Raw genomic sequence first — 22,171 nt, 5'->3', positions numbered from 1 at the left:
AGCGCTCTCAGAAGATCTTTTTCAATTCGTGACCACATCGGTCTTGCGGATCAGGGGGATCGTGCCGTAACTTGTGGTGTGGAACCGGTTCCCTATACGGTCGATTCCAGCACCTGCAGCACTTCGGTGTCCCTGGGAAAAGCCCACTCGAACACCGCCACATCTCAATGAGGAGGACTAATGCGGCTCTCGCACCGCCGTTTCACAGCATCCGTCGCGATAGCGACGATCGCCGGTTTGACCCTGGCCGGTTGTTCCGGTGGCCCCGGAAGCACGACAGCCGATGCCGGCGCCGCGGGCGATGGCGTCGTCACCCTGTACGGCACGATCGCGGACACCGAGGCCAAGCTGCTCGAGCAGTCCTGGGCCGACTGGGAGAAGAAGAACAACATCGACATTCAGTACGAATCGTCGAAGGAGTTCGAAGCGCAGATCGCGATCCGCGCCCAGGGTGGCAACGCTCCCGACCTCGCCATCTTCCCGCAGCCGGGCCTGCTCGCGGACCTCGCCAGCCGTGACTTCCTCAAGCCGGCTCCGAAGGCCGTAGAGGACAACGTCGACAAGAACTGGTCCAAGGACTGGAAGGCTTACGGCACTGTCGGCGACACGTTCTATGGCGCACCGCTGATGGCCAGCGTCAAGGGCTTCATCTGGTACTCGCCGGCCAAGTTCAAGGAGTGGGGCGTCGAAGTTCCCAAGACCTGGGACGAACTGCTCGCCGTGACCAAGACCATCCAGGAGAAGTCCGGCACTGCACCGTGGTGCGCCGGCTTCGGCTCCGGCGACGCCACCGGCTGGCCGGGCACCGACTGGGTCGAAGACCTCGTTCTGCGCGAAGCCGGACCGGAGACCTACGACAAGTGGGTCAAGAACGAGATCCCGTTCACCGACCCCGCGATCAAGACCGCGTTCGACTCCCTCGGCGAAATCCTGCTGAACCCGGCCTACGTCAACGCCACCTTCGGCGACGTGCGCTCGATCGGCACGACCGCCTTCGGCGACGTTGCCACTCCGATCGCCAACGGCACCTGCGCGCTGACGCACCAGGCGTCCTTCTTCGACGGCTTCATCACGGATGCCGGCGGAAAGGTCGGTCCTGACGGCGACGTCTGGGCCTTCATCACCCCGGCCGCCGAAGCAGGCGGACAGGCCGTCACCGGTGGTGGCGAAATCGTCGGTGCGTTCTCCGACGACGCCGACACCCAGAAGGTCCAGGCCTACCTCTCCAGCGCGGACTGGGCGAACAGCCGGGTCAGCCTCGGTGGAGTGATCAGCGCCAACAAGGGTCTCGACCCCGCCAACGCGAAGAGCCCGATCCTTCAGCAGGCCATCAAGATCCTGCAGGACCCGAAGACCACCTTCCGTTTCGACGCCTCCGACCTCATGCCGGGTTCGGTGGGAGCCGGAACGTTCTGGAAGGGAATGGTCAACTGGATCAACGGCACTCCGACCGACGAGGTGCTGACCAGCATCGAAGGCGGCTGGCCGTCCAAGTAGCACGACCGGGGCTTCGGCCCCGACCAGCACGGCACGTGTAATAGCAGCACCCATCAGTGTGGGCCGCTCGTCCTAAAAAACCGGGCGGCCCACTCTCATGTGGGTGTAGCGTGGCGGTAAATTTTCCCCGCCAAACCAGCGATCACCGTGAGCCCATAGTCGTACTCGAGAGGTTTCAGATGTCAGCGTTCTTTGCCTGGCTGGGGCAATTGCCGGCCCTCGCACAAATCCCCATCATCGTTCTTGCCTTCGTCGCCCTGGTCGGGGCGATCCTGTTCTTCGTCGAGATCGCTCCGCGGTCGGGCACGATCTACACCGTCATCCGACTCGTGGTCTGCGTGGCCGCTCCGTTGCTCGTTCTCCTGGCCGCCGGATCCTACTGGTGGGCCGCCGCCGCCGCTGCAGTCCTCGGCGGGGTGTTCTTCATCGTCGACTACCGTTCCCGCGCCGGAGCCGGCTACCTCTTCCAGCTGTTCGGATTCCTCTCGCCGGCGATCCTGCTGCTCGCGATCGGCCTGGTCATCCCGAGCATCCAGACCACGGTGCAGTCGTTCATGAACTCACGCGGAACCGCCTTCATCGGTCTGGACAACTTCATCTGGCTGTTCACCCAGCCGGAGGCCATCCGCACGGTGCTCAACACCATCGTCTGGGTGCTGATCGCTCCGCTCGTGTCCACCATCGCCGGGCTCGCTTACGCGGTCTTCATCGACAAGAGCCGCGGCGAGAAGTACTTCAAGATCATGGTGTTCATGCCCATGGCGATCTCCTTCGTCGGTGCGTCGATCATCTGGCGTTTCGTCTACACCGCCCGCCCGGCCGACCAGAATCAGATCGGCCTGCTCAACCAGGTCGTGGTGTGGTTCGGTGGTCAGCCGGTCGACTTCATCGCCAACGAGCCGTGGAACACGATCTTCCTGATCGTCGTTCTGATCTGGGTGCAGACCGGTTTCGCGATGGTCGTGCTGTCCGCGGCCATCAAAGGCGTACCCGCCGAGCAGCTGGAGGCCGCGGAACTGGACGGCACCAACGCTTGGCAGAAGTTCACGAACGTCACCGTCCCCGGCATCCGCAGTTCCCTCATCGTCGTTCTGACGACGATCTCCATCGCCTCGCTCAAGGTCTTCGACATCGTGCGAACCATGACCGCCGGCGCCAACAGCACGAGCGTGATCGCGAACGAGATGTACACCCAGTTCAAGAACTTTGAGCTGGGCCGCTCGGCGGCCTTCGCCGTCGTGCTGTTCCTTCTCGTGTTGCCGATCGTCGTCTACAACGCCCGCCAGATCCAGAAGCAGAGGGGAATCCGATGAGCGCGATCCTTCCAGTTGAGCTCCCCGTCGACCCGGCGACCGAAAAGCAGCTGCGTAAAGGCGGCCGAAAGGCGGAGTTCGCCGCGGCGCGGCGCACCAAGAAGCGCCTGACCAGCAGGGGCGCCACCGCTGCGGCCCTCGTGATCGCGGTGCTGTGGACGATTCCCACCTTCGGCCTGTTCGTCTCGTCGTTCCGGCCCGCTCAGCAGGTGCGGACCACCGGCTGGTGGACGATCTTCTCGAATTGGGGAGTCACTCTCGACAACTACACCGACGTGCTCGCGGCCGGCAACAGCCAGCTGAACCTGGCCGGAGCGTTCTTCAACTCCATCGCGATCACCCTTCCTGCGACGCTCATCCCCCTCATCGTGGCCAGCCTCGCCGCCTACGCCTTCGCCTGGATCGACTTCCGGGGCAAGAACGTGCTGTTCATCGCGGTGTTCGCGCTGCAGATCGTGCCCATCCAGATGGCCCTCGTGCCGCTGCTCCGATTCTTTTCCAAGGGCGAGATCTTCGGTTTCCCGGTGGTCACGGCGATCAGCAGCTCCGGCGGCTACTCGCAGGTCTGGATCGCGCACACCATGTTCGCCCTGCCGCTGGCGATCTACCTGCTGCACAACTTCGTCTCGGAGATCCCGGCCGACGTGATCGAGGCCGCACGGGTTGACGGCGCGGGCCACGGCCAGGTGTTCTTCCGGATCGTGCTTCCGCTGACAATGCCGGCCATCGCCTCCTTCGCCATCTTCCAGTTCCTCTGGGTCTGGAACGACCTGCTGGTGGCGTTGATCTTCGCCGACGGCGCGGTCGCGCCGATGACGAAACTGCTGGCCGAGATCACCGGAAGCCGCGGTCAGGACTGGCACCTGCTCACCGCAGGAGCCTTCATCTCGATCCTGGTTCCGCTGATCGTGTTCTTCAGCCTCCAGCGCTACTTCGTGCGCGGCCTGCTGGCCGGCTCGACCAAGGGGTAACAGGCCCGGCCAGGCCCACGACCGATTCCCGTCCCGCTCCACCGCCCCGCCTCGCCGGCCGCGGCGGAGCGGGGCGGGAATCGTCGTATCGGCCGGTGACTGTCGCCGTTCCCGCAGCAAGAGCCAGCACCGAACCCGGAGCCCGGATCACTAAGCCGCCTAGGGAGCTTAGAGTGAATCCATGAGTGGAATGCACGGCGGCAGCAGCCCGCGCCAGGCCGGTCAGTACGGACGACCCCGGGGCCGGGTCAGCGGCGGGGATGCCGTGGCCCAACGGGCAGAGAACGCCCAGGCCCCGCGCATCCCGAACCTGCTGCGCCGGATCGGGTCCCTCTTCGCGCCCCACCGCCGCGACCTGTCGATCACCGTGGTACTCGTCTTCATCAGCGCGGCACTCTCGGTGGTACCGCCGCTGCTGGTGCAACGCGCGTTCGACGAGGGACTGTTTCCTCCGGGCGGCAACCCGAACCTGCCACGCCTCGCCACGCTCGTCGGCCTGATGATCGGGATCTACCTGGGCTCCCAGCTGCTCGGCGTGTGGCAGACCTGGCTCACCGCCACGGTCGGCAACTCGGTGATGGGCGCCCTTCGGGTGCGCCTGTTCACCCACCTCCAGTCGATGGAACTCAGCTTCTTCACCAAGACGAAGACCGGCATCATCCAATCCCGACTGCAGAACGATGTCGGCGGTGTGGCGAGCGTGCTCACCAACACCATCTCCAGCCTGCTCGGCAACGTGGTCACCGTCATCGCCGCCCTCGTGGCCATGCTCCTGCTGAACTGGCAGCTCGCGATCGTCGCCGTGATCCTGATGCCCATCCTCGTCATCGCCCAACGCCGGGTCGGCCAGGTGCGCGCCCGGATCGCGTCGAAGACGCAGGAGTCGCTCTCCGACATGACCGCCATCACCCAGGAGACCCTGAGCGTGTCCGGCATTCTGCTCTCCAAGAGCTTCACCAGGCAGCCGGCGGAGATCCGCCGCTACTCGGACGAGAACGACAACCAGGTGCGACTGCAGGTCAGCCAGCAGATGAGCGGCCAGTGGTTCTTCGCCATGGTGAGCATCTTTCTCTCCAGCATCCCCGCGATCGTCTACCTGGTCGCCGGCCTGCTGATGGGAAACGGCATGACCGACATCACGCCGGGTACGATCGTGGCCTTCACCACAGTGCAGTCCCGGCTGCTGTTCCCGCTGCTCGGGCTGATGCGGGTGGCGCTCGACCTGCAGACCTCCAGCGCCCTGTTCGCCCGCATCTTCCAGTACCTCGACCTCACGCCGGCCATCAGCGACGCTCCGGCCGCCGGCGACGTACCGGCCGCCGGCGAGGAGACCGGACGGGTCGAGTTCGACGCCGTCACGTTCGCGTACCCGGACGCCGGGGCCGACTCGCGACCGACCCTCGACGCCGTCTCGTTCAGGATCGAACCGGGCCAGTTCGCGGCCTTCGTCGGACCGTCCGGGGCAGGCAAGACCACGGTGTCCTACCTGATCCCGCGCTTCTACGAGGTCTCGGCCGGACGCGTGCTCTTCTCCGGCGTTGATGTGCGCGATCTGCGCCAGGAATCCCTCGTCTCGCAGATCGGTATCGTCAGCCAGGAGACCTACCTCTTCCACGCCACGATCGCCGAGAACCTGCGCTACGCGAAACCGGATGCGACCGACGCCGAACTCGAGGTCGCGGCGCGTTCCGCGAGCATCCATGACACCATCGCCTCCTTCCCCGATGGCTACGCCACGGTCGTGGGGGAGCGTGGCTACCGGCTCTCCGGCGGCGAGAAGCAGCGGATCGCCATCGCCAGAGTGCTGTTGAAAGACCCAGAGGTGCTCATCCTCGATGAGGCGACGAGCGCCCTCGACTCGATCTCCGAGCGCATTGTGCAGACCGCGCTCGACACGGCATCCCGGGGGCGCACCACCATCGCCATCGCGCACCGGCTCTCGACCATCGTCTCCGCCGACGTGATCTTCGTCGTCGACGGGGGCCGCGTCGTAGAGAAGGGCACCCACGCCGGCCTGCTCGCCGCGAACGGGGTCTACGCGCACCTCTACGCCGAGCAGATCACCGAACCGTCGCCGTCGGGGCTGCGTTCCACCGAGCATCCGGCCGAGTAGCCCGTCGAGTAGCTCGTCGCGTAGCCCGTCGAGTAGCCCGGTTTATGCTCGTGGCCCGCGTTTGAGAAGCGGGCCCACGCTCCTCCGCGCGCCCGCTTCCGCAACGAGGGCCGCGAGACGTCAGCCGACCTTGCCGGGGGCCTCGAGGGCGCCCGAGCAGGATTCGCCGGGCTCGGGAGCGGTCGGCCCGTTCAGGTAGGCGGCGGCGAAGGCGGGGATGCGCGGGTCATCCGCGGACGCGAGCCGGAGCTGCACATTCCACGCGGTCAGCACGATCGGTGAGCCCAGGCCGGGGTAGGGCGAGACGAGCACCTGGTCGCCGGGCAACGCGGCCACGAGGGCCGCGACCTCGGCTGGGGGGAGCGCCGGATCATAGGTCGCCCACACCGCGCCGTGCTCGAGCGAGTGCACCGCGTTCTCATCGGGCACGGCCCGGTCGTAGACGCCGCAGTTCAGCCAGACGGGGCTGTGCGGTCCACCGGCGGGCGGGGTCTGCGGGTAGGCCACCGAGGTTGTCACGTGTTTCGGCTCGTTCGCGAACGTCTCCAGCCCGTCGATCGGGGACACGGTCCCGGCCGACGGTGTGCCCGACCCGGTCGGCGGCGTCGCAGTCGAGGTTGCCGAGCCCGCTCCGGTGCGGCCGGCCGATTCGCCCGGCGCACTCGAGGGCGGAAGCACCGACGAGACCAGGAGCGCGCTCACGGCGACGGCCCCGACCACGCCGAGGGCGAGGCCGAAACGGCGGTTCCAGATCCGGCGATTCTGCTCGCGCGGCGATTCCGGGGCATCCGTCGCAGAGTCGCCGATCTGCGCGCCGGCGCCGGTCGGCGAGTGATCGTCAACGGGCATGGGCGGATTCCATCATGGTCGTGAGTCTACGCAGCCGGCCTGAACCAGGGCCGAGTCCCGCCAGACCCCGGCCCCGCCTGGCCAATGCCCAGTCTGGTGACGCCGGGCGCGCTTCGCTAGAGTGGGAAATGTGCTCGTTCTGATGTCGTGTCCGCGGTGTGGCTGTCGCTAGTCAACCCCGGCAATCCCACACGACCTCGCGGTTCCCTCGATTTGCGCATGGCCGACGCGTGCAGCCGCCGGCCGCGCGACGAGCGGATGACGACGCGACACGACGACGAAGGACTTCCCCATGAAAATTGCTGACACCATTCTCGACCTCATCGGCGACACCCCGCTGGTCAAGCTCCACAAGGTCACGGAGGGCGTGGCCGCCACCGTGCTGGTCAAGCTCGAATACCTCAACCCGGGCGGCTCCTCGAAGGACCGCATCGCCGTGAGGATCATCGACGCCGCCGAACGCGAGGGTCTGCTCCTGCCCGGCGGCACCATCGTCGAGCCCACCTCCGGCAACACCGGCGTCGGCCTCGCGCTCGTCGCCCAGCAGCGCGGCTACAAGTGCGTGTTCGTGCTTCCGGACAAGGTCGGCGAGGACAAGCGCAACGTGCTCACCGCGTACGGCGCCGAGATCGTGGTGACCCCGACATCCGTCGCCCCCGAGCACCCCGACTCCTATTACAGCGTCTCCGACCGGCTTGCCAGCGAGATCCCCGGCGCATTCAAGCCGAACCAGTACGCCAACCCGAACGGGCCGCTGAGCCACTACGAGACCACCGGCCCGGAAATCTGGCGAGACACCGACGGCACGGTCACCCATTTCGTGGCCGGTGTGGGAACCGGCGGCACCATAACCGGCACGGGGCGCTACCTGCGCGAGGTATCCGGCGAGACCGTGCGCATCATCGGCGCGGACCCGGAGGGCTCGGTCTACTCTGGCGGCACCGGCCGACCCTACCTGGTCGAGGGCGTCGGCGAGGACTTCTGGCCGGCAGCGTACGACCCGGACGTGGTGCACGAGGTGATCGCCGTCTCGGACGCCGATTCCTTCGCCATGACCCGCCGGCTCGCCCTGGAGGAAGGGATCCTGGTCGGCGGCTCGAGCGGCATGGCCGTCGTCGCGGCCCTGCGCGCGGCCCGGTCCCTGACCGAGGACGATGTCGTCGTCGTGCTGCTGCCCGATGGGGGACGCGGCTACCTCGGCAAGATCTTCAACGACGGGTGGATGGGCAGCTACGGTTTCACCAACGCGCCGGCCGGTCACACGGTCGACGACCTGCTCGCCTCGAAGACCGGCTCGCTCCCGCCCTTCGTTTACGTGCACCCGAGCGCCACGGTGCGCGACGCTATCGGCGTGATGACCGAGGCCGGCGTCTCGCAGGTGCTCGTGCTCACCGCCAAGCCGCCGGTCGTAATGGGGGAGGTTGTCGGCGCGATCGACGAACGCCGGCTGATGGAGCTGGTCTTCGCCGGCGAGGCGCAGCTGGGCGATCGGGTGGGAGAGTTCGTCGCCGAATCACTGCCGCTGATCGGGGTCAACGAACCCGTCGCTGCCGCACGTGCGGCGTTCACCGGCCATGATGCGCTCCTCGTCACCGACGGCGGCAAACCGTTGGGCGTCATCACCCGCCACGATCTGCTCACCTACCTGAGCGCCTAGACAGTAAGGACCCTTCCATGGCTCGCACACAGAACTTCGACACCATCGCCATCCACGCCGGGCAGGAATTCGACCCGACGACCGGCGCCGTGATTCCGCCGATCTACCAGACCTCCACCTATGTGCAGGAGAGCATCGGTAACCTCCGCGGCGGCTACGAATACAGCCGCGGCGGCAACCCCACCCGCACCGTGCTGGAGACCCTGCTGGCCGCGCTCGAGGGTGGCAAGCATGGGCTGTCGTTCGCCAGCGGCCTCGCCGCCGAGGACACCATCCTCCGCGCCCTGCTGCAGCCCGGCGACCACATTGTGCTCGGCAACGATGTCTACGGCGGCACCCACCGGCTGATCAACAGGGTGCACGGAGCCTGGGGCGTGCTGAATTCCACCGTGGAAATGTCCGACCTGGCCGCGGTGGAGAGGGCCATCATCCCCGGCACCACGAAGATCCTCTGGGTGGAAACGCCGAGCAACCCACTGATGAAGATCAGCGACATCTCCGCACTCGCCGAACTCGGCCACCGCTTCGGCGTCACCGTGATCGTCGACAACACGTTCGCCTCGCCCGCGCTGCAGCATCCGCTGGCCTTCGGCGCCGACGTGGTCGTGCACTCCACCACCAAGTACCTCGGCGGGCACTCCGACGTGCTCGGCGGCGCCCTGATCATCAATGACGACGAGCTCGCCGAGAAGGCGAAGTTCCTGCAATTCGCGGCCGGCCCGGTCTCGGCCCCACTCGACGCCTGGCTGACCGTGCGCGGCATCAAGACCCTCTCGGTGCGGATGGACCGCCACTGCAGCAACGCGCAGGCCATCGCCGAACACCTCCAGGGCCACCCGGCCATCGACACCGTCTACTACCCCGGCCTGCCCGGCCACCCGGGCCACGACCTGGCGAAGAAGCAGATGCGCGGCTTCGGCGGGATGCTCTCCCTTGCCTTCAGCGGGGGAGCGGCGGCGGCACGCGCGTTTGCCGAGTCGACCCACCTGTTCCAGCTCGCCGAGTCGCTCGGCGGGGTGGAGTCCCTCGTGAACTACCCGTCCGAGATGACCCACGCCTCGGTGCGCGGCACCGAACTCGAGGTGCCGGACAACATCATCCGGCTCTCGGTGGGCATCGAAGACGTCACCGACCTGATCGACGACGTGGAGCAGGCCCTGCCCGCCCGCTAGCAGTGGCTGGTTTTCTCCGGAGCTACCGGCCCTGGCCGGCCTCTCCCCGAACACCCGGGTGGACCTCCCGACACAGGTATAACACTCGACGGATGCGTCATCTCGCGGCATACCCGTCGAAGCATTCGATGAGCGCGGGCGCGACCTCACCGGGATCACCGTCCTGCTGCACGCCGCAGCTCACCGCCCTCGAGGCACTCCCGGAGAGCGACGCCCGGTTCACGGCCGTGCCGCCGAGGATCGCCGGCTTCGGAACGTTCCCGGTGCGGGCATTCGCCCGAATGTGACAGTCCCCCGAAAAAATGTGACAGTCACACGCTGGGATGTGACAGTCACACGCCGGGATGTGACAGTCACACCCATCTTTCGGACCGACCGCGAGGTGTGCATAATGGATGTGCGATCACACTTGTGACCGTGCACATGTGAACAAGGTCGTTACGTGACAGAGAATCTGCCCAAGGTGCGGGCGCCCAGCATCCGGGATGTGGCCCGCCTGGCCGGGGTCTCCCACCAGACCGTGTCGCGCGTTCTGAACAACCACCCCAGCATTCGTGAGTCGACCAAGGCCCGCGTGCTCCAGGTCATGGACGACTTGCAGTACCGGCCGAACCGGGCCGCGCGGGCGCTTTCCCGCGGACGGTCCCGCACGATCGGGATCCTCTCCGCACAGAGCACGGAGTATGGACCGGCCAGTAGCATCGCGGCGATCCAGGACGCGGCCCGGGAGGCCGGCTACTACGTCAACACGGCGAATCTGACTACGGTCGACGAAGAATCGATCGAAGCTGCGCTCATGCACCTGATGCTCCAGGCGGTGGAGGGAATCGTCGTCATCGCCCCGCAGGTGCGGGTATTCGACGTGCTCGAGCAACTGTCGATCACTGTGCCCTTCGTGTCGCTGCAGTCGACCGGTCACCTCGACGACCACGCCCTGTCGGTCGACCAGATCGCGGGCGCCCGACTGGCCACCCGGCACCTGATCGACCTCGGCCACCGGCGGATCTACCATCTGGCCGGCCCGCAGGACTGGATCGAGGCGGAGGCGCGGATGCGCGGCTTCCTCGACGAGATGTGGGCGATGGATGTCCCCACCACAGCTCCGATCCTCGGCGACTGGACCGCGGACTTCGGCTACCGCGCGGGCAGGGAACTCTTCAGCCGTCCCGATTTCACCGCGATCTTCTCGTCGAATGACCAGATGGCGCTCGGCCTCATGCACGCGGCCCGGGATGCCGGTCTGGGCATCCCGAGGGACATCAGCATTGTCGGCTTCGACGACATCCCTGAGGCGGCGCACTTCTGGCCGCCCCTCACAACGGTGCGCCAGGACTTCGAGGAGCTCGGTCGCCGCTGCGTCGCGCTGTTGCTCAGCAACCTCCCCGGCAACGAACCCATTGCGGACCAGGAACCGGTCCTTCCCCGGCTGATCGTGCGCGATTCCACGGCCCCGCCGAGTTTCTAGCCCGACCGCGCCGGCTCCCCCGGCGACCCAAGTGTCGGCGCGCTGGCGACGAATCCGGCGGGGCGTCCCGCTCCCGGCGCCCGCACAGACGCCCGCACCTCGGAGGCGGCGCGGCCCAGGCACTGCCGGTGAGGGGGCGGGGCAACGAACTGGATGGGCTTGACCGAGCGACGCGTTGGGTATTAGCTAGCCGCGCGTGCTGCCGGGGAGTAACATCCCTCTTTATCAACGGCGCGTGGTTCGTCCTGTGCCACCACCCGGCGTTACCTAAGCGTGACCAAATGTCGCTTGACAGTGCTCGGTTCTCGCACAAGTATGAGCAATGTGATCGGTCACAATGAGTGGACCGTGGTGAAGATCCCATCACATGACATCGAGGTCAAGCTGTGAGAATACTAGTACACCGGCACGGTGCCGCCTGCAGGTTTTCGCCGACGGCACTCCGCTCGTTCGTCACCTTCGCTGGCCACGCGACGGCTGACTCCGGCCGCAGTGGGGAGGCCCACGTTGTCGACTGATCCGATCATCCTGGAGATGCGCTCCATCACCAAGGAGTTCCCCGGCGTCAAGGCGCTGTCGAACGTATCGCTCACCGTCAGGGCCGGCGAGATCCACGCGATCTGCGGCGAGAACGGGGCAGGCAAGTCCACCCTGATGAAGGTCCTCTCCGGCGTCTACCCCTACGGCACCTACTCCGGTGACATCGTCTACCAGGGCCAGGTGATGCACTTCAAGGACATTCGCTCGAGCGAGGCCGCCGGGATCGCGATCATCCACCAGGAACTCGCACTCATCCCCGAGCTGTCGATCACCGAGAACATCTTCCTCGGCAACGAGCCCACGAAGTGGGGTGCGATCGACTGGATCACGGCCAAGAAGACCGCGCTCGACCTGCTCGCGCGGGTCGGACTCCGCGACGACCCGGACACGCAGATCAAGAACATCGGCGTCGGCAAGCAGCAGCTTGTGGAGATCGCCAAGGCGCTCAACAAGTCGGTCAAGGTCCTGATCCTCGACGAGCCGACCGCGGCACTGAACGAAGCCGATTCCCAGCACCTGCTGGACCTCATCCGGGGCCTCAAGGGTAAGGGCATCAGCTCGATCATGATCTCCCACAAGCTCAACGAGATCGAGCAGGTTGCCGACTCGATCACGATCATTCGGGACGGGCTGGCGATCGAGACCCTCGATGTGGTCGCTGACGGAGTCGATGAGGACCGGATCATCCGCGGAATGGTCGGCCGAAGCCTGGAAAGCCGCTTCCCCGACCGCACCCCGCACATCGGCGAGGTCTTCTTCGAGGTGCGCAACTGGAACGTGCAGCACCCGCAGGTGGCCGAGCGCATGGTGGTCAAGAATTCCAGCATCAACGTGCGCAAGGGCGAGATCGTCGGCATCGCCGGTCTGATGGGGGCGGGCCGTACCGAATTGGCCATGAGTATCTTCGGCCGGTCGTACGGCAACTTCCTCTCGGGGAAGGTGTTCAAGGACGGCAAGGAGATCGAGCTGCGCAATGTGGCCGAGGCGATCGACCACGGCCTCGCCTACGTCAGCGAGGACCGCAAGGCGCTCGGGCTCAACCTGCTCGACGACATCAAGCGGTCGATCGTGTCGGCGAAACTGTCCAAGATCTCGGCCGGTCCCGTCGTCAACGACTCGAAGGAGTTCGGGATCGCGGAGAGCTATCGCACCAGCCTCCGGATCAAGACGCCGAGCGTTGACGCCGGTGTCAGCAAGCTCTCCGGCGGAAACCAGCAGAAGGTCGTCCTGGCGAAGTGGATGTTCACCGACCCAGACCTGTTGATTCTCGACGAACCCACCCGCGGCATCGACGTCGGCGCAAAGTACGAGATCTACGGGATCATCCAGGAGCTCGCGGCGCAGGGCAAGGGCGTCATCCTGATCTCCTCGGAGCTCCCGGAACTGCTCGGCCTGGCCGACCGGATCTACACGGTCTTCGAAGGCGCGATCACCGACTGCATCCAGGCCGACGCGGCCGACCCTGAAACCCTGATGAAAAGTATGACCTCCGCAAGGAAGAAGGTTTAGAGCATATGAGCGCAGACACCAGTCCCCGGGGCGGTTTCAGGGACCTCAAGAAGATCTTCGGGGCAGGCAGCTCCAATTTGCGTCAGTTCGGCATCCTGTTCAGCCTGATCGCCATCATCCTGCTGTTCCAGTTCCTGACCGACGGCCTGACCCTTTCCTCCGGGAACCTGATCAACCTCGTCAGCCAGTACTCCTACATTCTGATCCTGGCCATCGGGATGGTGATGGTGATCATCGCCGGCCACATCGACCTGTCGGTCGGGTCGGTCGCGGCGTTCGCCGGGATCGTCGTGGCCACGGCCATGCAGGAATGGAACCTGCCCTGGCCGCTGGCCATCCTCCTCGGCCTCGCCGTCGGAAGTCTGATCGGTGCCTGGCAGGGCTTCTGGGTCGCCTACATCGGGGTGCCGGCCTTCATCGTGACGCTCGCCGGCATGCTCATCTGGCGCGGTGGCAATCAGGTCATCGGCAACGCGAACACGGTTCCGGTCCCCGACGGCTTCACGACGATCGGCTCCGGCTACCTGCCTGAGGTGGGCCCGTACACGGGCTACAACAACCTCACACTGGTGCTGGGACTCATCATTGCCGGGGCCGTCGTGCTGGTTGAAGTGCGCGCCCGCCGGGTGCAGAAGATCATGGGTTCCGAGCCGGCACCGCTCTGGGTCAGCGTGATCAAGGTCACTCTCCTCGTTGCGGTAATCATTTACGCCACGGTGCTGTTCGCCGGCGGCCGGGTGGGCACGAGTTTCCCGGTGTCGGGGATCATCCTCGGCGTCCTCGTGCTCTTCTACTCCTTTATTACCCGCAACACCATCTTCGGCCGGCACGTCTACGCGGTCGGCGGCAACAAGCTCGCCGCCGAACTGTCGGGCGTCAAGTCCCGCCGGGTCAACTTCCTCGTCATGATGAACATGTCGATCCTGGCCTCGCTGGCCGGCATGATCTTCGTTGCTCGGTCGGTGGCATCCGGACCCCAGGACGGTCTGAGCTGGGAACTCGACGCGATCGCGGCCGTGTTCATCGGCGGCGCGGCGGTCTCGGGCGGCATCGGCACCGTGACCGGCTCCATCATCGGTGGCCTGGTCATGGCCGTGCTCAACAACGGCCTGCAGTTGCTCGGCGTTGGAGCCGACCGGGTGCAGATCATCAAGGGCCTCGTGCTCCTGATCGCGGTCGGTGTCGACGTCTGGAACAAGAGCCAGGGTCGGCCGTCGCTGATCGGGTTCCTCACCCGCAAGAACAAGACGGACGAATTTCCGTCCGAGCCGCCGGCCGTAGTTCCCACCTCCGGCACGCCGGCATCCGTGCGGCCGCCGGACAACCCCTCCTGACCCGCCCATAGGGCGTCGTTTTACCCCTCCCTGCACCACCTCTCCCACAGAAAGTGATTGAAAATGCGAAAACTCCTTACGACCACTGCGATTGCCGCGGTCGCCTTGATGGCGCTGTCGGGTTGCTCGACCCGCACCGACACGACGAGTGGTGGATCCAGCGCTGCTGCCGGCTTCGCCGCTGATTCGCTGATCGGCGTCGCACTCCCGTCGAAGACCTCCGAGAACTGGGTCCTCGCCGGTGGGCTGTTCGAAGACGGCCTCAAGGAGGCCGGGTTCAAGGGCGACGTGCAGTATGCCGGCGCCTCGACCACGGTCAAGGACCAGCAGGACCAGATCTCGGCCATGGTCACCAAGGGCGCCAAGGTCATCATCATCGGCGCGGCCGACGGTGGCCAGCTCGGCACCCAGGTCAAGGCGGCCCATGACGCCGGTGCGATCGTCATCGCGTACGACCGTCTCATCCTGAACACCGAGGACGTCGACTACTACGTCGCCTATGACAACTTCAAGGTGGGTGAACTCCAGGGCCAGGCGCTCCTGGACGGCCTCGCGGCGAAGAAGCCGGCCGGCCCGTACAACATCGAGCTGTTCTCCGGCTCGTCGGACGACGCGAACGCCCCGGTCTTCTTCAACGGCGCGATGAGCGTGCTGCAGCCGAAGATCGACGACGGAACCCTCGTCGTCGGTTCGGGCCAGACGGACATCAAGCAGACGGCAACCGCCGGCTGGAAGGCCGAGAACGCCCAGAGCCGGATGGACTCGCTCCTGACCAGCACCTACGGCGACAAGACCCTCGACGGCGTGCTTTCTCCGAACGACACCCTCGCTCGCGCGATCATCACCTCGGTGAAGGCCGCCGGCAAGGCGATCCCCGTCGTGACGGGTCAGGACTCCGAGGCGGAGTCGGTCAAGTCGATCATGGCCGGTGAGCAGTACTCCACGATCAACAAGGACACCCGTGTTCTCGTGGCCCAGGCCATCGACATGGCCAAGGTTCTCCAGAAGGGCGAGACCCCCGAGGTCAACGACACCAAGTCGTACGACAACGGCAAGAAGATCGTCCCGGCCTTCCTGCTCCCCCCGGTCATCGTGACCAAGGACAACGCAGCCGAGGCATACGCGAACGACCCGAAGCTGTCGCCGCTGACCAAGTAGCAGCCAGCCTCACAGCGCACTGAAGAAAGGGCCGGTCCCCTCGGGGCCGGCCCTTTCTCCGTGCCCGCCCACCCCGCCGCGTTGGCTCGCGGCTCGTGCCCGAGAAGCGGGCGCGGCGTAGAACGTGCGCCCGCTTCCCAAAGGTGCGCCGCGAGAGTGGGTTGCTGGGCTCGGGGTGCCGTGGCGGTCGCGGCACCCTGCTCACGGGGGAGTGCGCGCGCGTTTGTCCACAGGGCGGCATCCGGCGGGGTTATGCACGGATGTGCCGGCGCAGGCCCTGGCGTGAGCCCGCGCCGCCACGGTGAGGGATGACCGATCTCCGAAGTAGTACCAGAGCCGATCTCCTGGACACCGTCAGCGCGCGACACGGCGGGCTCATCCCGGCTGCAGCGCTCCGCGAGAGCGGCCTGAATTCGCACGCGGTCGAGGCCTTGGTCCGCGACGGTTCGCTGGTGCGCCCGCGCAGGGGCCTCTACGTGCAGGGCGAAACGTGGCGTTCCGCCGACCCCGACGAGCGATACCGCCTCTATGTGCGGGCGACCGCTGCCGTGGCCGCGCGGCCGATAGTGGTGTCGCACCTGTCCGCGGCCTCGATGCACGGACTGCCGACCATCGGACACTGGCCGCGCACCGTTCACACGCTCGACCTTGACGCCTCCGGCGGCAGCTCGGCGCAGCACCAGACCAGCCATCGCGGGGGTCCTGACCCGGAGCTGCAGGTCATTGCGGGTGTCCTGGTGACGTCACTCGCCCGAACCCTCATCGACGTTGCCGCGGCCACGAGCTTCCTGGTCGGGGTCGTGATGATCGACGATGCGCTCCGGGTCGATCAGGAACGGGTGGCGGCTGCGGCACGACGCGGCATCCTGCTGCCGGCCGCCCTGACGAAAGCGGACCTGTTTGCCGAACTCGCAGCGGTGAACCCGCGGTTCGGCGCCCGGCAGGCGGACCGCGCCATCGAGTTCGCGAACGCGCTGTCGGCCAACGGCGGGGAGTCAATGAGCCGGGTGCGAATCTTCCAACTCGGATTCGAGGTGCCCGAGCTCCAGGTTCCCTTTCGGAACATCGAGGGGAGCGACTACTGGGTGGACTACTACTGGCGTCGGGTGCGCAAGATCGGCGAGTTCGATGGAATGCAGAAGTACACCCGCGGCCGGGTGCTGGCCGGGCGGGATCCGGGCGAGGTCGTCTGGCGGGAGAAGCGTCGCGAGGATGCGCTGCGCCGGCACTCCGACAGCTTCGACCGTTGGGACTGGGACACGGCGTTCTCGCCCGTTCTCTTCGACCGATTCCTGCGCGACCGCGGCGTGCCGCGGGCGTGAGCGGCGCGGTGCGGTGCGTGCGCGCGCGTCCGGGCCGCTGGGGCGTCCGGGCCGCTCCGGCGTCGGCGTAGGCGCGGGATGTCGCGGCACGTGTTTGAGAACCCGGCCCGCCGTGGAACGTGCGCCGGCTTCCCTAGCGCGCGCCGCGAGCCGACCGCGCGCCGCGAGCCGAGCGCGCGCCGCGAGGAGGTGGCGCGCGCGGGTCGCGACACGCCGCGGCAGTTTCCACAGGGGCAACTTCGGGCGAGCGCCGGCCTGTGGATAACTCAGACGGATGCCGCGCGGAAACGGCGTTGTCGCATCCGTTGGGCTGTGCAGAACCGGTGGAATGTCGGTGGATAACTACATAATTGTAATTACTGTATGTAGTGGCCATTCCGATTTCCGATCACTACATGTAGTATAAAAGTTCAACACAGCACGCCTTGAACTTCAGATTTCACATGAAAACCGATTTTGAGCACTGAGTTTGAATACTGAGTTTGAATACTGATTCCTGAACGACGAGAAAGGCCCTCCCATGGCAATCACGGTCTACACCAAGCCCTCCTGCGTGCAGTGCACGGCGACCTATCGCGCCCTGGACAACAAGGGCATCGAATATGAAATCCTTGACCTCTCGGTCGACGAGAACGCCCTCGAGGCCGTCAAGGCCCTGGGTTACCTGCAGGCTCCCGTCGTCATCACCGACGAGGACCATTGGTCGGGCTTCCGCCCCGACAAGATCAACGAACTCGCGCAGCGCCTCGCGTAACGGCCGGGCCGGGGCCACGGCTTCCGGCGCGCGCTCCGACGCCTGAGCCACCGCTCGACGTCGGCGCACCATGACTTGGCACTACGGGTTTTTCACACACGAAGGGGGTGTTCAATGACCGATATCGTCTATTTTTCCAGCACCTCGGGCAACACGCACCGCTTCGTCGAGAAGCTCGGTCGGCCGGCTGCCCGCATCCCGCTCTACGCTCGTGACGAACCCCTGCGCGTCGAGGAACCCTACGTTCTGGTGGTGCCCACCTACGGTGGGGGCGAGTCCAAGGGCGCGGTGCCCAAACAGGTGATCAGGTTCCTGAACGACGAGCACAACCGGTCGCTCATCCGCGGGGTCATCGGCGCGGGCAACACGAACTTCGGCACGGCCTTCTGCATCGCCGGCGACATCATCGCCGCGAAGTGCCAGGTGCCCCACATGTATCGATTTGAAGTACTCGGAACTCCGGATGATGTACGCATCGTTCACGACGGATTGGAAGAATTTTGGAAGCAACAGCTGTGAAGACGATGACGCACCCGGCCCCCGGCCAGGTGATGGACTATCACTCGCTCAACGCCATGCTCAACCTGTACGGCCCGGACGGGGAGATCCAGTTCGACAAGGACCGGGAGGCGGCGCGGGAATTCTTCCTGCAGCACGTCAACCAGAACACGGTGTTCTTCCACAGCCTTCGTGAGCGCCTCGACTACCTGGTCGAGAAGGAGTACTACGAGCAGGCCGTGCTCGACCAGTACTCGTTCGAGTTCATCACCAGCCTCAACGACCTGGCCTACTCGAAGAAGTTCCGCTTCCAGACCTTCCTCGGCGCGTTCAAGTACTACACCTCCTACACATTGAAGACGTTCGACGGCAAGCGTTACCTCGAGCGTTTCGAGGACCGCGTTGTGATGTCCGCCCTCGGCCTCGCCCAGGGCGACGAGCAGCTCGCGGTCTCCCTCGTCGAGGAGATCATCGCCGGCCGTTTCCAGCCGGCCACCCCCACCTTCCTCAACTCGGGCAAGGCGCAGCGCGGCGAGCTCGTCTCCTGCTTCCTGCTCCGCATCGAAGACAACATGGAGTCGATCTCCCGCGGCATCAACTCGTCGCTGCAGCTCTCCAAGCGCGGCGGCGGCGTCGCCCTGCTACTCAGCAACATCCGGGAGTCCGGTGCGCCGATCAAGCAGATCGAGAACCAGTCCAGCGGCATCATCCCCGTGATGAAGCTGCTCGAAGACTCCTTCAGCTACGCGAACCAGCTCGGCGCCCGCCAGGGTGCCGGCGCGGTCTACCTGCACGCCCACCACCCCGACATCATGCGTTTCCTCGACACCAAGCGTGAGAACGCCGACGAGAAGATCCGGATCAAGACGCTGTCCCTCGGCGTCGTCGTGCCCGACATCACCTTCGAGCTGGCCAAGAAGGACGAGGACATGTACCTGTTCTCGCCCTACGACGTCGAGCGCGTCTACGGCGTGCCTTTCGCGGACATCTCCGTCAGCGAGAAGTACCACGAGATGGTCGACGACCCGCGGATCAAGAAGTCGAAGATGAAGGCGCGCGACTTCTTCCAGACGCTCGCCGAGATCCAGTTCGAGTCCGGCTACCCCTACATCATGTTCGAGGACACCGTCAACGCGGCGAACCCGATCAAGGGCCGGATCAACATGTCCAACCTGTGCTCGGAGATCCTCCAGGTCAACACGCCGACCACCTACAACGAGGACCTGTCCTACGACTCGATCGGCAAGGACATCTCCTGCAACCTCGGGTCGATGAACATCGCCCTGTCGATGGACTCGCCCGACTTCGGCAAGACCGTGGAGACCGCCATCCGCGGCCTCAACTCGGTGTCGGAGCAGAGCCACATCACCTCGGTGCGCTCGATCGAAGACGGCAACGACAAGTCGCACGCCATCGGCCTGGGCCAGATGAACCTGCACGGCTACCTCGCCCGCGAGCGGGTGTACTACGGCAGCGAAGAGGGCATCGACTTCACCAACATCTACTTCTACACGGTGCTGTTCCACGCCCTGCGCGCCTCGAACAAGCTCGCCATCGAGCGCGGTCACGCGTTCGACGGGTTCGCGGACTCGACCTACGCGTCCGGCGCCTTCTTCGACAAGTACACCGACCAGGTCTGGGCGCCGGCAACCGCACGCGTCGTCGAATTGTTCGAGACCTCGAAGGTGGATGTCCCGACGCAGGCCGATTGGGCCGCGCTCAAGGCATCCGTCATGGAGCACGGGATCTACAACCAGAACCTGCAGGCCGTGCCGCCGACCGGGTCGATCTCGTACATCAACAACTCGACCTCGTCGATCCACCCGATCGCGTCGAAGATCGAGATCCGCAAGGAAGGCAAGCTCGGCCGCGTCTACTACCCGGCCCCGTTCCTGACGAACGACAACCTGGACTACTACCAGGATGCGTACGAAATCGGCGCCGAGAAGGTCATCGACACCTACGCCGCTGCAACCCAGCACGTGGACCAGGGCTTGTCGTTGACGTTGTTCTTCAAGGACACCGCGACCACACGCGACATCAACAAGGCGCAGATCTACGCCTGGCGCAAGGGCATCAAAACCATTTACTACATCCGTCTGCGCCAGATGGCCCTCGAAGGGACCGAGGTTGAGGGCTGTGTGTCCTGCGCGCTTTGAGTGAGATCACAGTGATTTTCTGAACGCGTGAGGGAGGGTGGTCGTGGGCGTGGCGAAGTCGTCGGTTCCGGGAAACATCATCGGCGTCATTTATGGCGTTCGCCTTGAATCGTCCCCCGAGTACCGATACGTCGGGCTCACGACCACCAGCATCCGTCGGCGAACGAGCCAGCACTTCAAAAACGCTGAATTGGGGGTTCGCAATCCGTTCTACGACTGGTTGCGTAAGGCCCCCAGAGACTTGGTCTATGTCGAATCGCTTCAGGTCATCACCTCAACGCTGGAGCAACTGGGAGCGGCAGAAATCGACTGGATTGGGAGACTACGGGCACGGGGCGACCGCCTCTTGAACCTCTCGGGCGGAGGATTGGGGCCGACGCGGATCGAGTGGTCTGCGGTTCAGCGGGAAGCGGCACGGCTGCGGTCTACCGGTCGATCGGTTCCACCCCGCTTCGGAGCCGACAATCCTATCTTCGGCCAGAATCACTCCGACGAGCAGAAGGCGCTCTGGTCGGCAATGCGGAAGGGCAGGAACTCGGGTCGAGAAAATCCCAACTTCGGTAGATTTGGGGAGGAGCACCCGAGCTTTGGCCACAGGATGTCTGCCGAAGCCAAGGCCGTACTATCGGAGCAGCGTCGAGGGTCATTGAATCCGAACTTCGGCAGGAAGGCCAGCGCGGAGTCGCTCGCGAAGCGGTCTGCAGCACAAGAAGGGATTCCTCGACCGGGGAACGCGCGAAATGCCCACGTCCGCTATCACTCCAATCTGAACGTTGAAAAAGCTGACTGTAAGTACTGCGTTGAAGACGCGGCACGGAACTTGAACGCACTACCGACAGGAAAGAAAACTCATGATTGACAAGCTCAAGCTCGTCTCCCACGTTGACGCGATCAACTGGAACAAGATCGAAGACGAAAAAGACGTCGAGGTGTGGAACCGGCTCGTCAACAACTTCTGGCTGCCGGAGAAGATCCCGCTCTCCAACGACGTGCAGTCCTGGAACACGCTCACCCCGGTCGAGCAGCAGCTCACCATGCGCGTGTTCACCGGGCTGACCCTGCTCGACACGATCCAGGGCACCGTGGGCGCCGTCTCGCTGATTCCGGATGCGATCACCCCGCACGAAGAGGCCGTCTACACGAACATCGCGTTCATGGAGTCCGTGCACGCGAAGAGCTACTCCTCGATCTTCTCAACGCTGTGCTCCACGAAGGAGATCGACGAGGCGTTCCGCTGGTCGACCGAGAACGTGAACCTTCAGAAGAAGGCCTCCATCGTCATGGACTACTACCAGGGCGACGACCCGCTCAAGCGCAAGGTCGCGTCGACCCTGCTCGAGTCGTTCCTCTTCTACTCGGGCTTCTACCTGCCGATGTACTGGTCAAGCCGCGCCAAGCTCACCAACACGGCCGACCTCATCCGCCTGATCATCCGCGATGAAGCCGTGCACGGCTACTACATCGGCTACAAGTACCAGAAGGGGCTCGAGGCGGCCACCCAGGAACGCCGCGACGAGATGAAGGACTACACCTTCAACCTCGTCTACGAGCTGTACGAGAACGAGGTGCAGTACACCCAGGACCTCTACGACGAGGTCGGCCTCACCGAGGACGTCAAGAAGTTCCTGCACTACAACGCCAACAAGGCGCTGATGAACCTCGGCTACGAGGCGATGTTCCCCAAGGCCGTCACCGACGTGAACCCGGCGATCCTGTCGGCGCTCTCCCCGAACGCGGACGAGAACCACGACTTCTTCTCCGGGTCCGGTTCCTCCTATGTCATCGGCAAGGCCGTGAACACGGAAGACGCCGACTGGGACTTCTAACGACGGAGGCGCCGCGGCCGGTGACTGAACCGGC

18 protein-coding genes are annotated in these 22,171 nt (G+C 65.2%); 17 read left to right on the top strand and 1 reads right to left on the bottom strand.

Annotated elements, in window-relative coordinates:
- Positions 1–180: 180 nt before the first annotated feature.
- The 4 genes from QMG61_RS06485 (at position 181) to QMG61_RS06470 (ending at position 5,894) form a co-directional block, all read left to right on the top strand.
- Complete coding sequence (locus tag QMG61_RS06485; protein WP_283493524.1) at positions 181–1,497, top strand: ABC transporter substrate-binding protein; 1,317 nt, start codon at positions 181–183, stop codon at positions 1,495–1,497.
- Between the two features lie 179 nt (positions 1,498–1,676).
- Entirely contained in the window at positions 1,677–2,810 is a 1,134-nt protein-coding gene (locus QMG61_RS06480) for a carbohydrate ABC transporter permease (RefSeq protein WP_283493523.1), read from the top strand.
- Positions 2,807–3,781 carry a carbohydrate ABC transporter permease gene (locus QMG61_RS06475; protein ID WP_283493522.1) on the top strand — a complete coding sequence of 325 codons (975 nt, stop codon included), beginning with the start codon at positions 2,807–2,809 and terminating at the stop codon, positions 3,779–3,781. The genes QMG61_RS06480 and QMG61_RS06475 overlap by 4 nt, the downstream gene beginning before the upstream one ends.
- Before the next feature lie 181 nt (positions 3,782–3,962).
- The gene (locus QMG61_RS06470) at positions 3,963–5,894 is read left to right on the top strand and encodes an ABC transporter ATP-binding protein (RefSeq protein ID WP_283493521.1); all 1,932 of its coding nucleotides are present in this window, start codon (positions 3,963–3,965) and stop codon (positions 5,892–5,894) included.
- A 120-nt stretch (positions 5,895–6,014) separates the two neighbouring features.
- Here QMG61_RS06470 and QMG61_RS06465 read toward each other — a convergent pair whose 3' ends face one another.
- Positions 6,015–6,743, bottom strand: a complete 729-nt coding sequence (locus QMG61_RS06465; protein ID WP_283493520.1) for a thioredoxin-like domain-containing protein — start codon at positions 6,741–6,743, stop codon at positions 6,015–6,017.
- A gap of 292 nt (positions 6,744–7,035) precedes the next feature.
- Between QMG61_RS06465 and QMG61_RS06460 the strand changes: the two genes are divergently transcribed.
- From QMG61_RS06460 to nrdF, 13 genes are all read left to right on the top strand, one after another.
- Positions 7,036–8,400 (top strand): cystathionine beta-synthase, encoded by a 1,365-nt coding sequence (locus QMG61_RS06460; protein WP_283493519.1) that lies wholly within the window; start codon positions 7,036–7,038, stop codon positions 8,398–8,400.
- A 17-nt stretch (positions 8,401–8,417) separates the two neighbouring features.
- On the top strand, positions 8,418–9,572 hold the full coding sequence (locus QMG61_RS06455) for a cystathionine gamma-synthase (protein WP_283493518.1): 1,155 nt from the start codon (positions 8,418–8,420) through the stop codon (positions 9,570–9,572).
- Between the two features lie 92 nt (positions 9,573–9,664).
- The gene (locus QMG61_RS06450) at positions 9,665–9,859 is read left to right on the top strand and encodes a hypothetical protein (RefSeq protein ID WP_283493517.1); all 195 of its coding nucleotides are present in this window, start codon (positions 9,665–9,667) and stop codon (positions 9,857–9,859) included.
- Positions 9,860–10,014: 155 nt separating this feature from the next.
- Positions 10,015–11,037, top strand: a complete 1,023-nt coding sequence (locus QMG61_RS06445; protein ID WP_283493516.1) for a LacI family DNA-binding transcriptional regulator — start codon at positions 10,015–10,017, stop codon at positions 11,035–11,037.
- Between the two features lie 534 nt (positions 11,038–11,571).
- Complete coding sequence (gene mmsA, locus QMG61_RS06440; protein WP_283493641.1) at positions 11,572–13,086, top strand: multiple monosaccharide ABC transporter ATP-binding protein; 1,515 nt, start codon at positions 11,572–11,574, stop codon at positions 13,084–13,086.
- Between the two features lie 5 nt (positions 13,087–13,091).
- The gene (gene mmsB, locus QMG61_RS06435) at positions 13,092–14,420 is read left to right on the top strand and encodes a multiple monosaccharide ABC transporter permease (RefSeq protein WP_283493515.1); all 1,329 of its coding nucleotides are present in this window, start codon (positions 13,092–13,094) and stop codon (positions 14,418–14,420) included.
- Positions 14,421–14,483: 63 nt separating this feature from the next.
- Positions 14,484–15,578, top strand: a complete 1,095-nt coding sequence (locus tag QMG61_RS06430) for a substrate-binding domain-containing protein (protein WP_283493514.1) — start codon at positions 14,484–14,486, stop codon at positions 15,576–15,578.
- Between the two features lie 308 nt (positions 15,579–15,886).
- A complete protein-coding gene (locus tag QMG61_RS06425; protein WP_283493513.1) occupies positions 15,887–16,900 on the top strand; it encodes a type IV toxin-antitoxin system AbiEi family antitoxin domain-containing protein in 1,014 nt (337 codons plus the stop codon).
- Positions 16,901–17,420: 520 nt separating this feature from the next.
- Complete coding sequence (nrdH, locus tag QMG61_RS06420) at positions 17,421–17,654, top strand: glutaredoxin-like protein NrdH (protein ID WP_134363478.1); 234 nt, start codon at positions 17,421–17,423, stop codon at positions 17,652–17,654.
- Between the two features lie 114 nt (positions 17,655–17,768).
- Positions 17,769–18,173 carry a class Ib ribonucleoside-diphosphate reductase assembly flavoprotein NrdI gene (gene nrdI, locus QMG61_RS06415; RefSeq protein WP_283493512.1) on the top strand — a complete coding sequence of 135 codons (405 nt, stop codon included), beginning with the start codon at positions 17,769–17,771 and terminating at the stop codon, positions 18,171–18,173.
- Between the two features lie 5 nt (positions 18,174–18,178).
- A complete protein-coding gene (nrdE, locus tag QMG61_RS06410) occupies positions 18,179–20,311 on the top strand; it encodes a class 1b ribonucleoside-diphosphate reductase subunit alpha (protein ID WP_283493640.1) in 2,133 nt (710 codons plus the stop codon).
- Between the two features lie 43 nt (positions 20,312–20,354).
- Positions 20,355–21,170 carry an NUMOD3 domain-containing DNA-binding protein gene (locus tag QMG61_RS06405; protein WP_283493511.1) on the top strand — a complete coding sequence of 272 codons (816 nt, stop codon included), beginning with the start codon at positions 20,355–20,357 and terminating at the stop codon, positions 21,168–21,170.
- Positions 21,163–22,137: a class 1b ribonucleoside-diphosphate reductase subunit beta gene (gene nrdF / locus QMG61_RS06400; protein WP_134566645.1), complete on the top strand. Its 975-nt coding sequence runs from the start codon at positions 21,163–21,165 to the stop codon at positions 22,135–22,137. The genes QMG61_RS06405 and nrdF overlap by 8 nt, the downstream gene beginning before the upstream one ends.
- Positions 22,138–22,171 lie beyond the last annotated feature (34 nt).

Origin of the sequence: Cryobacterium sp. PH31-AA6 (genome assembly GCF_030063195.1) — a bacterium.
Classification (GTDB): domain Bacteria; phylum Actinomycetota; class Actinomycetes; order Actinomycetales; family Microbacteriaceae; genus Cryobacterium.
Note: the sequence above shows the minus strand (reverse complement) of the source record. Positions and strands in the feature narration are given on the sequence as shown.

Bases quoted from the DNA above. Each gene is read 5' to 3' on its own strand.
- QMG61_RS06485 (WP_283493524.1), top strand. From the start codon at position 181: ATGCGGCTCTCGCACCGCCGTTTCACAGCATCCGTCGCGATAGCGACG.
- QMG61_RS06480 (WP_283493523.1), top strand. From the start codon at position 1,677: ATGTCAGCGTTCTTTGCCTGGCTGGGGCAATTGCCGGCCCTCGCACAA.
- QMG61_RS06475 (WP_283493522.1), top strand. From the start codon at position 2,807: ATGAGCGCGATCCTTCCAGTTGAGCTCCCCGTCGACCCGGCGACCGAA.
- QMG61_RS06470 (WP_283493521.1), top strand. From the start codon at position 3,963: ATGAGTGGAATGCACGGCGGCAGCAGCCCGCGCCAGGCCGGTCAGTAC.
- QMG61_RS06465 (WP_283493520.1), bottom strand. From the start codon at position 6,743: ATGCCCGTTGACGATCACTCGCCGACCGGCGCCGGCGCGCAGATCGGC.
- QMG61_RS06460 (WP_283493519.1), top strand. From the start codon at position 7,036: ATGAAAATTGCTGACACCATTCTCGACCTCATCGGCGACACCCCGCTG.
- QMG61_RS06455 (WP_283493518.1), top strand. From the start codon at position 8,418: ATGGCTCGCACACAGAACTTCGACACCATCGCCATCCACGCCGGGCAG.
- QMG61_RS06450 (WP_283493517.1), top strand. From the start codon at position 9,665: ATGCGTCATCTCGCGGCATACCCGTCGAAGCATTCGATGAGCGCGGGC.
- mmsA (WP_283493641.1), top strand. From the start codon at position 11,572: ATGCGCTCCATCACCAAGGAGTTCCCCGGCGTCAAGGCGCTGTCGAAC.
- mmsB (WP_283493515.1), top strand. From the start codon at position 13,092: ATGAGCGCAGACACCAGTCCCCGGGGCGGTTTCAGGGACCTCAAGAAG.
- QMG61_RS06430 (WP_283493514.1), top strand. From the start codon at position 14,484: ATGCGAAAACTCCTTACGACCACTGCGATTGCCGCGGTCGCCTTGATG.
- QMG61_RS06425 (WP_283493513.1), top strand. From the start codon at position 15,887: ATGACCGATCTCCGAAGTAGTACCAGAGCCGATCTCCTGGACACCGTC.
- nrdH (WP_134363478.1), top strand. From the start codon at position 17,421: ATGGCAATCACGGTCTACACCAAGCCCTCCTGCGTGCAGTGCACGGCG.
- nrdI (WP_283493512.1), top strand. From the start codon at position 17,769: ATGACCGATATCGTCTATTTTTCCAGCACCTCGGGCAACACGCACCGC.
- nrdE (WP_283493640.1), top strand. From the start codon at position 18,179: ATGACGCACCCGGCCCCCGGCCAGGTGATGGACTATCACTCGCTCAAC.
- nrdF (WP_134566645.1), top strand. From the start codon at position 21,163: ATGATTGACAAGCTCAAGCTCGTCTCCCACGTTGACGCGATCAACTGG.